At 63.0% G+C, this 12296-nt stretch carries 14 protein-coding genes and 1 tRNA gene; 8 read left to right on the top strand and 7 right to left on the bottom strand.

Annotation, left to right across the window (positions count from 1 at the left end):
• Positions 1 to 3: 3 nt before the first annotated feature.
• Positions 4 to 516: a DUF192 domain-containing protein gene (locus RFN28_RS09790; RefSeq protein WP_320287150.1), complete on the bottom strand. Its 513-nt coding sequence runs from the start codon at positions 514 to 516 to the stop codon at positions 4 to 6.
• A gap of 114 nt (positions 517 to 630) precedes the next feature.
• Entirely contained in the window at positions 631 to 1200 is a 570-nt protein-coding gene (locus RFN28_RS09785) for a cold-shock protein (RefSeq protein WP_320287149.1), read from the bottom strand.
• Between the two features lie 277 nt (positions 1201 to 1477).
• Between RFN28_RS09785 and gloA the strand changes: the two genes are divergently transcribed.
• Complete coding sequence (gloA, locus tag RFN28_RS09780; RefSeq protein ID WP_320287148.1) at positions 1478 to 1918, top strand: lactoylglutathione lyase; 441 nt, start codon at positions 1478 to 1480, stop codon at positions 1916 to 1918.
• A 123-nt stretch (positions 1919 to 2041) separates the two neighbouring features.
• Positions 2042 to 2329, top strand: coding sequence for a DUF2218 domain-containing protein (locus RFN28_RS09775; RefSeq protein ID WP_320287147.1), 288 nt, complete (start codon positions 2042 to 2044; stop codon positions 2327 to 2329).
• A 12-nt stretch (positions 2330 to 2341) separates the two neighbouring features.
• Here RFN28_RS09775 and RFN28_RS09770 read toward each other — a convergent pair whose 3' ends face one another.
• Together RFN28_RS09770 and ilvA are read right to left on the bottom strand one after the other, a co-directional pair.
• Entirely contained in the window at positions 2342 to 2899 is a 558-nt protein-coding gene (locus RFN28_RS09770) for a DUF1697 domain-containing protein (protein ID WP_320287146.1), read from the bottom strand.
• Complete coding sequence (gene ilvA / locus RFN28_RS09765; protein ID WP_320287145.1) at positions 2896 to 4152, bottom strand: threonine ammonia-lyase IlvA; 1257 nt, start codon at positions 4150 to 4152, stop codon at positions 2896 to 2898. The genes RFN28_RS09770 and ilvA overlap by 4 nt, the downstream gene beginning before the upstream one ends.
• A gap of 343 nt (positions 4153 to 4495) precedes the next feature.
• Here ilvA and RFN28_RS09760 point away from each other — a divergent pair, with 343 nt between their 5' ends.
• Positions 4496 to 5530, top strand: coding sequence for an alpha/beta hydrolase (locus RFN28_RS09760; protein ID WP_320287285.1), 1035 nt, complete (start codon positions 4496 to 4498; stop codon positions 5528 to 5530).
• 118 nt (positions 5531 to 5648) lie between these two features.
• Positions 5649 to 6815: an alpha/beta hydrolase gene (locus RFN28_RS09755; protein ID WP_320287144.1), complete on the top strand. Its 1167-nt coding sequence runs from the start codon at positions 5649 to 5651 to the stop codon at positions 6813 to 6815.
• 12 nt (positions 6816 to 6827) lie between these two features.
• Here RFN28_RS09755 and ade read toward each other — a convergent pair whose 3' ends face one another.
• Positions 6828 to 8636: an adenine deaminase gene (gene ade, locus RFN28_RS09750; protein WP_430677734.1), complete on the bottom strand. Its 1809-nt coding sequence runs from the start codon at positions 8634 to 8636 to the stop codon at positions 6828 to 6830.
• A 160-nt stretch (positions 8637 to 8796) separates the two neighbouring features.
• Here ade and RFN28_RS09745 point away from each other — a divergent pair, with 160 nt between their 5' ends.
• The 3 genes from RFN28_RS09745 to RFN28_RS09735 all read left to right on the top strand — a co-directional run bounded on the left by RFN28_RS09745 (position 8797) and on the right by RFN28_RS09735 (position 10677).
• On the top strand, positions 8797 to 9648 hold the full coding sequence (locus RFN28_RS09745) for an alpha/beta fold hydrolase (protein ID WP_320287142.1): 852 nt from the start codon (positions 8797 to 8799) through the stop codon (positions 9646 to 9648).
• 64 nt (positions 9649 to 9712) lie between these two features.
• Entirely contained in the window at positions 9713 to 9847 is a 135-nt protein-coding gene (locus RFN28_RS09740; protein ID WP_320287141.1) for a hypothetical protein, read from the top strand.
• A 170-nt stretch (positions 9848 to 10017) separates the two neighbouring features.
• Positions 10018 to 10677, top strand: a complete 660-nt coding sequence (locus tag RFN28_RS09735) for an outer membrane protein (protein ID WP_320287140.1) — start codon at positions 10018 to 10020, stop codon at positions 10675 to 10677.
• A gap of 203 nt (positions 10678 to 10880) precedes the next feature.
• Here RFN28_RS09735 and RFN28_RS09730 read toward each other — a convergent pair whose 3' ends face one another.
• Positions 10881 to 11102 carry a hypothetical protein gene (locus RFN28_RS09730; protein WP_320287139.1) on the bottom strand — a complete coding sequence of 74 codons (222 nt, stop codon included), beginning with the start codon at positions 11100 to 11102 and terminating at the stop codon, positions 10881 to 10883.
• Between the two features lie 201 nt (positions 11103 to 11303).
• Between RFN28_RS09730 and RFN28_RS09725 the strand changes: the two genes are divergently transcribed.
• Positions 11304 to 11389 (top strand) — tRNA-Leu (locus RFN28_RS09725).
• 125 nt (positions 11390 to 11514) lie between these two features.
• Here the strand turns inward: RFN28_RS09725 and RFN28_RS09720 are convergent.
• Complete coding sequence (locus RFN28_RS09720; RefSeq protein ID WP_320287138.1) at positions 11515 to 12093, bottom strand: NUDIX domain-containing protein; 579 nt, start codon at positions 12091 to 12093, stop codon at positions 11515 to 11517.
• Positions 12094 to 12296: the final 203 nt, after the last annotated feature.

The following is a 12296-nucleotide window of genomic DNA, read 5'->3' as shown; positions in this document are numbered from 1 at the left end:
CGGTCAATTGGAGCTGGTGCCCGAGGCCTTGGCGATCACCGGGTGGCGCAGGAGATCGCCGTCCTTGAGCCCGTCCTTGGCGGCCGTTCCCGCCTTCAATTCGAGTACGAAGCTCACAGGTTGTCCTGCTGGGATGATCGCCTCGGATTCCGGTTCGCCGCGCTTGATGGCCTTGATCTTTCCGTCCTGGCCGACAAAGACGAGGTCAAGCGGCATCGGCGTGTTCTTCATCCAGAAGGTCACCTCGCCGGGCGTCTCGAACACGAACAGCATGCCGTGATCGTCGGCCATGTCCTTGCGAAACATCAGCCCGGCCTCGCGTTCGTCGGACGTGTCGGCGATCTCGATGGAGAAGGAACGCTCCCCGGACCCTGTTTCCGCGACCAGCGGCGTCGGGTCGACGGGCAGGATCATAGCCTGGCCGTCCGCCGAACCCGGCGACAGAGCGTAGAAGTAGACGGCGAAAGCCATCGCGACGCAAAGTGCGCCCGCGGTCAGCCAATTGCGATAAGCCATGTGATACCTCGTCCAGACCCCGTCCTAGACCATGTTCCGGGCGAGTGGAACCGGTTTTCGGACAAGATCGGGCCTCGCGTGACACAAGGCTATACAGTTCGTGTCGGGAAGACCCTAATGCGAGACCGGCAAGGTGCCCATATCGGGATGAATTTCGGCGGCCATAAGACCTTTGTCGCCGCGCCCGAAGCGGACCAGCACGACCTGGCCCGGCCTCAGCTCGGTGATGCCGTAACGGCGCAGCGTCTCCATATGGACGAAGATGTCTTCGGTGCCCTCGCCCCGGGTGAGGAAGCCGAAGCCCTTAGTGCGGTTGAACCACTTCACCAGCGCCCGCTCCAGCCCGCTCTCGGCTGTCACGGTGACATGCGTGCGCTGCTCCTGCTCCGCCGGATGCACCGCCGTCGAGGCATCCATGGACAAAACCCGGAAAGCCTGCAGGCCACGCTCGCCCTGCTTGACGAGACAGACGACGCGCGCGCCTTCCAACGCGGTCTGGAAGCCGTCCCTTCGAAGACATGTCACATGGAGGAGAACATCGCCCGAGACGCCGTCGTCCGGAAGAATGAAGCCGTAGCCCTTGGCCACGTCAAACCATTTGATCGCGCCGGCGATCTCGACAAGCTCGGCGTCGCCGCCGCTGTCCCGCTTCAAGGCGTCGTCAAGGCTTCCGTCCCGCCTCATGAAAGAGGCCTTTTCCCCCATAGAATGCCCCCTTTTGCAACTGAAACCACAACTGATTCTTGGCATCAGATTAACACCGTGGCTTCCGGGGTGTGCAAGACCTGACGTGCCTTTTTTCACCGTTGAGCACTAGAAAGCCTTAATTGTTGTTTGCCGGCGCGGATTGAAACGCACCGGCGCGGCCTGAAACCGACCGCTCCGTCCATTTTGTCGGACGATTGCCCTTTGGCGGAGCGGCTCCTATGTTGCGCCGCAATGCAATCCTGAGGAGCCCGATATGCGCTATCTCCACACAATGGTCCGCATCGCCGACATCGATCAATCGCTCGATTTCTACTGCAACAAGCTCGGCCTCAAGGAGGTGCGTCGCTACGAGAACGAGCAGGGACGCTACACGCTGATCTTCCTTGCCGCGCCCGAAGACGAACAGAACGGCATCTCGGAGAAGGCGCCGCTGATCGAATTGACCTACAATTGGGATCCGGAAGAATACAAGGGCGGCCGCAATTTCGGCCACCTCGCCTATGAGGTCGACGATATCTACGCCACCTGCCGGAAACTGATGGACAATGGCGTGACCATCAACCGGCCGCCGCGCGACGGCAACATGGCTTTCATCCGCTCGCCGGACGGCATTTCGATCGAGCTCTTGCAGAAAGGCCCGGCCAAGCCGAAGGCTGAACCGTGGGCCTCGATGGCGAACACTGGAAGCTGGTAAGCGTTAGCCCATCCCGAGGATTTGACCATCGGTCTATGGCGTTTCGCCGGATGGTGCTTATCTACCCGGCGGCGCGCCAGTCTCATTAGGCTGGCGCATTCTTTGACCCGCCAGGAGAATTTCATGTTCACCAGCCGCGCCGATGTCGCCACCGAACACGCCAGCCGCTATCTGCAGCAACTCTGCAAGCATTGGGCGCACAAATTCCCGGTCGAGTTCGATCCGCATCACGGCGCCATTCAGCTTTCGCTCGGCCGCACCGTGATGAATGCCGACGACAAGGCTCTTCACATCGCGATCGCCGCCGATGATCCCGCCTCGCTCGAGCGGCTGGAAACCGTCGTCGCCGATCACATCAAGCGCTTCGCCTTCCGCGAGGAGCTGACCTTCGACTGGCAGAAGGCCGCCTGAACCTATCGAGCGTTAGCCGCCTGCCTTGCCCGCCATGTCGAGCAAGGCAAGCACGCTGCGCCAGTTGCGCGCCGTGCCAGGCACCTTCAGTGTGCGCGGAATGAGATTGGCAAACACCGATTTGCCGAGCCCGTTCGGCGCATGCAGGTAAAGCACGTCGCCCTTGATCTCGAAGCGCTCCGGGCCTGTGCATTTTTCCGCGAGCCGCTTCGTCTCGTCCGCGGTCGGCTCGCGCTCCAGCGCATAAGCGTGCAGCTTGGTCGGCTCGCCGGCAACCTCCGGATAGGGATTGCCTTCCACCAGTCGTTCGAGCCAGCCGGCATCGCGCACCATGACGCGGGAATTGAACCCCCATTTCTTCTCGAAAGCCGCCTCGAGCTCACTTGTCAGTGCCGTCGCGTCGCCCTTCTTCGCGCGGAACACCACATTGCCGCTTTGCACATAGGTCGCGACGTCGGTGAAGCCGAGGCCTTCGAAGAACGACTTCAGTTCCGCCATCTTGACGATGCGGTTGCCGCCGACATTGATGCCGGAAAACAGCGCAACGAACACGTTCCCCTGCCCGCTCATATGATGAACCCCGCCAGCGTCTCGTTGTCGGTGATATCCTGATACTGCACACCCTCGGCGTCGAAATTCGCCTTGAGCAGATCGAAATTGCGCCGGTCCTTGGTCTCGATGCCGATCAGCACCGAGCCGAAATTGCGCGCCGACTTCTTCAGATACTCGAAGCGCGTGATGTCGTCGTCGGGACCGAGCATTTCGAGGAAATCGCGCAGCGCGCCCGGCCGCTGCGGGAAGCGGATGACGAAATACTTCTTCAGTCCTTCGAAGCGCAGCGCCCTCTCCTTCACGTCTGGCAGACGCTCGAAGTCGAAATTGCCGCCGGAAACCACCGCGACGATGGTCTTGCCCCTGATCTCCTTGCGCGAAAAGTCCTTGAGCGCGTCGATCGCCAGCGCCCCGGCCGGCTCCAGCACCACGCCCTCGACATTGAGCATTTCGATCATCGTCGCGCAGAGCCGGTTTTCCGGGACGAGGCGCACGGCGTCGGCGGTGAATTCCTTGAGATGGCGCAGCGGCTCGCGGCCGATCTCGGCGACCGCCGCGCCGTCGACGAAATTGTCGACCTTGGCGAGCCGGACCCGCTTGCCGCTCGCAAGGCTCTCGCTGAGGCTCGGCGCGCCCGCCGGTTCGCAGAACACGAAGCGCGTGTCGCGATGCCGGTCGGAAAAATAATGCGTCACCCCGGCTGCCAGGCCGCCGCCGCCGACCGGCAGCATGACGATGTCGGGCATGCGCCCGCCTGGCATCTGGGCAGCGATCTCATAGGCAACCGTCGCCTGGCCTTCGATGATGTCCTTGTGGTCGAAGGGCGGCACCATATGCGCGCCGGCGCTCTCGGTGAATTCGAAGGCGGCCCGGTAGCAATCGTCGAAGAAGTCGCCGACCAGCCTGATCTCGACGAAATCGCCGCCGAACAGCCGCGTCTTGTCGATCTTCTGCTGCGGCGTCGTCACCGGCATGAACACGACGCCCTTTTTGCCGAAATGCCGGCACACGAAGGCGAAGCCCTGCGCATGATTGCCGGCCGAAGCGCAGACGAACAGTTCCGCATTGTTGCCGGCGGCGAGCGCCTTGCGGAAGAAGTTGAAGGCGCCCCTGATCTTGTACGAGCGCACCGGCGTCAGGTCCTCGCGCTTCAATAGAATGCGGGCGCCGGTCTTCTTCGACAGGTAGTCGTTCTCCTGCAGCGGCGTTTCCGGAAAGATCCCGCGGATCGCCTCGGCGGCTGCGGCGACACGGGAAGAGAAGCTGTTCATGAGGAGACCGCCCTGGGACCATATGGTTCGAAACGCCAGCCTATTGCACAAATCGATGTTTGCGGCCACCGACCAAGCCTCGGCGCACCGCAGCAATGCGCCGGGCCGGTCCGACATTTCGGACGTTGCCCGCGGGCACAATCGCGCTGCCGCTGTTTTGGCTTTCGCGCAACACTGCCATGGCCGTCGTCAAGCGCTGGGCAAATTTCCGCTGGACACGACTTACTTCCGCCGCACTTCGCCTGTCCGGGAGATTTCGCGGAGGCGGATGGCCGATTGCGGCCGGAGTGGAATTCTCGACGTGCGTTTGAAGACGATTTTGATCATTGCCCTTGCTCTGCTGATGGCAGGCTGCGCGGGACACCAGACACAGGAAATTCTAGGCAGCGTCGTTGTGCCGACGACGGCGACCGAGATCGCGGGCAACCACTCGATCTTCATCGCCACCACGCGCAAACGCTCCGACGATCCGAACAAGGTCTTCGACGGCGAGCGCTCGGCGACGCTCAACTACGCCCGCGTCAACGTCACGGTGCCGCCGGTCCACGAGACCGGCCAGATCGAGCGGCGCTCGCGCGGAACGTCAAACGACCCGACCAAATATTTCATGGCTTCCGAGGTCGTCGGCTACGACGCGCAGCCGAAATTCGCCAGCGCGCTCAATGCCGACATCGACGCCCGCGGCGGCCGCGTCATGGTCTTCGTCCACGGCTACAACACGGGCTTTGACGACGCCGTCTATCGGCTCACCCAGATCGTCCACGATTCCGGCTATCCCGGCACGCCAGTGCTGTTTTCCTGGGCTTCGGGTGCCAAGACCACCGACTATGTCTATGACAAGGAGAGCGCCGCCGCCGCCCGCGACCAGCTGGAGGTGACGCTGAGGATGCTCGCGCAGACGGGCGCGCGGCGCATCGACATCGTCGCGCATTCGATGGGGACATGGGTGACGATGGAGACGCTGCGACAGCTCGCCATCACCGGCGACCGCGATCTCAACGGCAAGCTCGGCGACGTCGTTCTGGCCTCGCCAGACATCGACGTCGATGTCTTCAAGAGCCAGATGCGCCGCTACGGCAAGCCGGACAAGCCCTTCATCCTGCTCCTGTCGGACGACGACCGGGCTCTGCGGCTCTCCGGCCTGATCGCCGGCTCGCGGCCGCGCGTCGGCGACTACAGGGACGCCGCCGATCTTGCCTCTTATGGCGTCACGGTGGTCGACCTCTCCAATGAGAAGGGTAGCGATAGCTTCAACCACACCAAATTCGCCGACAATCCGGTGCTGGTGAAGATGATCGGCCAGCGGCTGCGCGAGGACGACGGCTTTGCCAGCGACCGCAACGTCACCGACCGCATCAGCCAGCTCGGCGGTCAGTAACCGTGATTCGCCTGAAGGCGCGGCGATTGTCGCGTTGCAGCGACTTTGAACTGGACCGGCTTGGCGTCTGGCTTTATCGGAGTAGGGAGAGAGGTTTGCCGCCCTTGGGGGACCCCGGGTGATCGTGCGTTCGAAGATCGTCCTTGGCCTTGCCTTCGCGCTCGCCCTGACCGGCTGCGCCGGGCAGAGCGCGCACGACCTGCTCAACCGGAAGGCGGTCGCCGTTTCCGCCTCGGAGGTTGAGGCAAAGCACGAGATCTTCGTCGCTACGACCCGCCAGCCGGCGACCAAGGATCCGCGGCAGGTATTCGGCGGCGACCGCTCGCTGGCCACCAGCTACGCCCGTGTCGATGTCACGGTTCCCAAGGTGCATCAGTTGGGCGCGATCGAGCGCGCCAAGGGCTCGGCCGATAGCAACCCGGCCAAACAGTTCACCGCCACCGATGTCGTCCATTATGGAGACGCTTCCCAATTTGCCAAAGCGGTCGGCGCCGATATTTCGATGCGCGGCGACCGCGCCCTTGTCTTCGTGCACGGCTTCAACAACGGTTTTGACGACGGCATCTACCGCCTGACGCAGATCGCGCATGACACGAAATATCCGGGCACGCCGGTGCTGTTCTCATGGGCATCGAGCGCCAAGACGACTGGCTACATCTACGACAAGGACAGCTCCACCGCGGCGCGCGACGATCTCGAGGCGACGCTGAGGATGCTTGCCAAGACGCGGGCCAAAAGCATCGACATCATTGCCCATTCGATGGGGACCTGGCTGACGATGGAAGCTTTGCGCCAGCTCGCCATCACCGGCGACCGCGATCTCAACGGCAAGCTCGGCTACGTCATCCTCGCCTCGCCCGACATCGATGTCGATGTCTTCAAGAAGCAGATGATCCGCTACGGCAAGCCGAGCAAACCGTTCGCCATCCTGCTTTCCGGCGACGATCGGGCGCTCAAGCTATCCAGCTTCATTTCGGGCGACAAACCGCGCGTCGGCGACTACGGCAACGCGGCTGATCTCGCCAATTACGGTGTGACCGTCGTCGATCTGACCCAAGCCAAGGGCGGTGACGGCGGCCTGAATCACGCGAAATTCGCCGACAACCCGATCCTGGTGCAATTGCTCGGCAATCGCCTGCGCACGCCCGCCGGCCTTGCATCGGACGAGCCCGACCCGGCGCAGCTCAACAATATCGGCCAGGGTCTCGGCAAGGCTGTAGGCTCAGTGGCGGAGGTGGTCATTACCACCCCGTTCAAGGTGCTAACCATCGCCACCGGCGGTTAGCCGGCAGGCGCTTCAAACGAACAGATCGACTTTCTGGAACGTCGTCACGTCGACCAGGCCGACATCGGAAATCCTCAGCTCCGGAATGACCACCAGCGCCAGCAGCGAGTGCTGCATGTAGGCGTTGTTCAACGAGCAGCCCACCTTGCGCATCGCCTCCGTCAGTTGCTCGGCCTTGGCGGCGACGATCTCGGCGCGCTCGTCCGACATCAACCCGGCGATCGGCATTTCGACCAGCGCCAGTTCCTTGCCCTTCGAGTAAAGCACAACGCCCCCGCCGACCTCGCTCAGCCGGTTGACTGCAAGCGCCATATCTTCCTTGTTGGTGCCGACGACGATGATGTGGTGCGCGTCATGCGCCACGCTCGAGGCCATGGCGCAGTCCTCGACATAGCCGAATCCCGAGACGAAGGCATTGGTGACGCCGCCGGTGCCCCTGTGGCGCTCCACCAGCGCGATCTGGCAGATGTCATTGCGGCGATCCATGGCGACCAGCCCGTCCTCGACCGGCAAGTCGGCCTCCAGAGCCCGCGTCGGCGCCTGGTTCTCGATCACGCCGATGACCCGCGCCCGCACCTCGTTGGCGCCCTGGGGTGCGGCGATGTCGAAATCCGCCGCCTTGAGCCTCTTGCCGAGCTTGACCGTGTTTTTCGCCGTCGGCGGATAGTCGTAGGCCGGAATGTCGATCTCGAGCTTGCCGCCCTTTGCCAGCCTGACGCCCCGGCCATAGACCTCGTCGATGCTCATCCGGGCGAGATCCGAGACGATCAAAAAGTCCGCCAGCCGCCCCGGCGCGATCGAGCCGATCTCTCGCTCCAGCCTGAAATGCTGGGCGGTGTTGAGCGTCGCCATCTGGATCGCCGTCACCGGCTTCAGGCCCTGGCTGATGGCGTGCCGCACCACGCGGTCCATATGCCCCTCATGCACCAGCGTGCCGGAATGGCTGTCGTCGGTGCAGAGGATGAAGTTGCGCGGATCGATGCCTCCTTCGGTGACCGCCTTGATCTGCGCCGCGACATCATACCAGGCCGAACCCAGCCTCAGCATCGCCTTCATGCCCTGGCGCACGCGCGCGATCGCGTCCTCGGCGCGCGTGCCTTCATGGTCATCCTCGGCGCCGCCGGCGACATAGCCGTGGAACGGCAGACCGAGATCGCGCGAGGCATAGTGGCCGCCGACCGTCTTGCCCGCCTTGACCGTCTCGGCAATCTCGCCCGACATCACTGGATCGTTGGCGGCGACACCCGGGAAATTCATCACCTCGCCGAGCCCGATGATGTTTTCCCAGGTCATCGCCTCGGCGACATCGGCGACCGTGAGCTCCGCGCCGGCATGCTCCAAGCCGGGCGCCGAAGGCACGCAGGACGGCATCTGCACATGCACGTTGATTGGCATGGCGACGGCCTCGTCATGCATCAGCCGGACGCCCGGCAGGCCCAGCACATTGGCGATCTCGTGCGGATCGATAAACATCGAGGTGGTGCCGTGCGGGATGACCGCGCGGCAGAATTCCGTCACCGTCACCATGCCGCTCTCGACATGCATATGCGCGTCGCAGAGGCCAGGCACCAGATAGCGGCCGCCGGCATCGACCACCTTGGTCCCCTGCCCGATCGCGTGGCCGGCATTCGGCCCGCAATAGGCGAAACGCCCGGCGACAATGGCAATATCCGTACCGGGGATGATCTCGCCCGAATGGACATTCACCCAGCGGCCGTTGCGGATCACCAGATCGGCCGGCTTGCGCCCCATCGCGACGTCGACCAGATGCGTTGCCACCTCGGTCCAGGGCCGTGGTTTGGCAGCACTTGCGGGTTTCATATCGGTCATTTGCTGAGTCCTCTGTTGCGGCCAGTCTCGCAAATGTCGGCGCGCGGAGCCAGAGCCCTTCGTCCGCTGGCCATCCGGCGAAAAGCCGCGCTTGTTGACTATTCCAGGCAGAAGGCGATGCTGATCTCGAAGGGAAGCTTTGGAGGGAAAGATGACCCGTTTCTGGAAAGCGTTCGCCACCGTCATCCTGATCGTCGCATCGACCGCTCTCGCCACAGCAGAGGAACGGTGGCAGACCTTGCCGGAGCCGGCACCGATGCCGAAACCCGAGCAAAGCGGCTACGCGCCGGTCAACGGCATCCAGATGTACTATGCCGTTTTCGGCAAGGGCGATCCGGTGCTGCTCATCCATGGTGGCCTCGGCCATGCCGACATCTGGGCCAGCCAGGTGGCCACGCTCTCCAAGACCCACAAGGTGATCGTTGCCGATAGCCGCGGCCACGGCCGCTCGACACGGACCGATGAGCCCTATGGCTACGACTTGATGGCTTCGGATTATCTGGCGCTGCTGGATTATCTCAAGATAGACAAGACCGCCCTCGTCGGCTGGAGCGACGGCGGCATCATCGGCATCGACATCGCGCTTCATCATCCCGAGCGGCTGACGCGGCTCTTCGCGCAGGCCGCCAACGTCACCACGGACGGCGTCGACCCCGGCGTCATGACCAACAAGACCTTCGCCGCCTACATCGACCGATCCGGCCGCGACTACAAGAAGCTCTCGAAGACGCCCGATCAGTACGACGCCTTCGTCGCGCAGATCAGCCACATGTGGGAATCTCAGCCGGCCTGGACCAAGGAACTGCTCGGCAAGATCACGACGCCGACCGCCATCGTCGCCGGGGACCATGACGAGGCGATCAAGCGCGCGCACACCGAGTATATGGCCTCCGCCATTCCCGGTGCGAAGCTGATCATCCTGCCGAACGCCAGCCATTTCGCCATGCTGCAGGCGCCGGACGAATACAGCCAGGCGGCGCTGGATTTCATCGACGCCAAATAGCTGGCCCAAATGCTGGTATTGCCGCGGGCCGTGCCGGCTTCCTGACCGTTCGGATCGGCGAAGGATGGCACATACGATCAGGTTCTCGATCTTCACGCTGTCGGCCGGGCTGGCTGGCCTGGCCTTCTTCACCCTGCATTCGCTCTGGGCATGGGGCGCGCCGGTCGCGATCTTCGTCGCCGGCTCGTTGCTTGCCTAACATGCTTTCAGCCGGCTGGCCTCGCCCGCGCAGAAGCAGCGCGACCTGGAAGACCGCGTCCGCAAACCACCGACGTAAACCACTGTTGCAGCCATGCAATTCCGTTTGGCGAGGAACGAGGTTAGGCTGCGGCAAAAGAGTCTTTCGAAACCGCCAATTCGGAGCGCTCGATGCATCGGCTGATGCTTGCCAGTGCCGGCTTTCTCGCCCTGCTGTCCGGGCCGGCCCTGGCCGCGGACACAGGCGCCGACCTGCCCATGACCGCGCCCGGCTTCGACTGGACAGGCTACTATGCCGGCCTGCAGGCCGGCTATGGCTGGGGCTCCTCGGACATCACCGGAAATGACGGCGGCCCCTTTGCGTTCGAGCCTGACATAAACGGCGGTTTCGTCGGCGGCCATGTCGCCGGCCTTTGGCAGTTCGACCAGGCGGTGCTCGGCGGCGAAGCCAACCTGAACTACGCTTCGATCGACGGCACCGCCGGCGCAGGGCCGGCCTTTGGAACCGACATCAAATGGTTCGGATCGATCAACGCCAAGGCTGGCTACGCCGCCGATCGCCTGCTCATCTACGGCAACGGCGGCATTGCCTTCGCCGGTATCGAGACTTCGCAGACCGCAGGCCCGACCTTTGCCGAGACCCGCACGAGCACCGGCTGGACGATCGGCGCCGGCGTCGATTATGCGCTCACCGACAATGTCGTCGTCGGCGCGCAGTATCGCTACTACGATTTCGGCAAGGAGCATTTCGACCCCCCGGACGGCTTCTCCGACCGCGACCAGGACGTAAAGCTTCAGACGCTCGGCGTGAACTTCAGCTACAAGTTCTGACGACGAGCGCTAGTATAGCCGAGTTTGTGCGCTCCCGCGTGAAGCAATTTCGTTGGAAGTAATGTAGGCCGGCGCCCGCAGGGGGCGGGGGGAATGGGTAGGGCCTGATGGACGCCGGCCGCGGCGGATCAAATCCGCCGCGTGGACCACCCTAACGAACCCCTCGGAGGGCGTAATTCCGTGATCGCGCCACTATCCAGGAATCAAGTCGAATTGGTCTTGCCGGCCGGCATTGCCGCGAGGCACTCTTCCAGTCGCTCCAGCCGCGCCTTCTGCCACCGCAAGGTGTGCGCAATGTCGTGAAGCGCCCCCTTGCCCTTCGAGTTGGCTGCATCGATCAAGTCCAGCTCGAGCTGCATGATCTCGCGCCTCAGCTGCTGCGCCTCGGCTTCCCGCAGCCCTTTGATCCACCCTGCTCCGCGCATGGCCGCACGCATTCTGCCGTCAACGCAGGATGGATGTTGGCAAGGAAATACTAACGAGAGCGGTTCGGACAATCTCGCATTTTAAACATCGCTAATATATTCTCACTGCACGCGGTCCAGCACCGTCTTCTTCACGGAAGGACGCCCGCCCCCTAAACATGACTTGACGGTTTCCGGCTGGCATCTGAAAAGGGCTCGCCTGCGGACGTGGCGGAATTGGTAGACGCAAGGGACTTAAAATCCCTCGATCTCTGATCGTACGGGTTCGATTCCCGTCGTCCGCACCATCCTTCGCTCTTCGAGCTTCGGATAGCAGGCCACCGTTTCGCCCTTTGAGCTTCGGTTGGCAGGCCATCCTTCGTCGGAAGAAGGTATGTCCTCCGAAGCTTTGGCGAAGGAGGACGGCGGCAACTCAAGCCTTGATCGGATTGAGCTTCAGATGCTGGATCAGGATTATGGTCTTAGCGTCGACGATTCGGCCATCGGCAATGCCGGCGAGCGCCTCGTCGAGTGGCATCTCCAGAACCTCGATGTCCTCGCCCTCCTCCGGCGCTCCGCCGCCGTCGGAGATGCGGTCGGCCGGCGAATAGCGCGCCACGAAGAACCAGAGCCGTTCCGTGACGCTGCCCGGACTCATGAACGGCGCGAACAGCCGCTCAACATCCTTCAGCTGATAGCCGAGCTCCTCTTCCGCCTCCTTGCGGATGCAGGTTTCCGGATCGTTTTCGTCGAGCAGGCCGGCGCAGGCCTCGATCAGCGGCTCGCGGTGCCCGCTGACATAGGCCGGATAGCGGAACTGCCGCACCAGAAGCACCGTCGAGCGCTCTGGATCGAAGGGCAGGATCACCGCGCCGTCGCCGCGGTCGTAGGTTTGGCGGGTCTGCGTCTCCCATCGTCCGTCGCGGCGGCGATAGTCGAGCACCGTCTTCTTCAGCACCGCCCAGTCGTCGGACAGGATTTCTTCCGAGCGGATGCGGACGCGATCTTCCATGGTGAACTCCATGCCGGGGCCAGCAAGCGTTAGAGCAATTCCAGGAAAAGTGTAAAACGGTTTTCCGTCCGGAATTGCGTCAAAGCAAAGATCTAGTGGCACTGCACAGGGATTATGACTCTTTGGCGGTGGGCTTTGGATAGGCTTTGGCCAATTTGAGGCGGGCCTGTTCGGTCGAGAACATCCAGTTGATGCGGGCGCCG

Origin of the sequence: Mesorhizobium album, assembly GCF_033977205.1 — a bacterium.
Taxonomy (GTDB): Bacteria; Pseudomonadota; Alphaproteobacteria; order Rhizobiales; family Rhizobiaceae; genus Mesorhizobium; species Mesorhizobium album.
The sequence above is the reverse complement of the archived record's forward strand: the minus strand, read 5'-3'. Positions and strand labels throughout refer to the sequence as shown.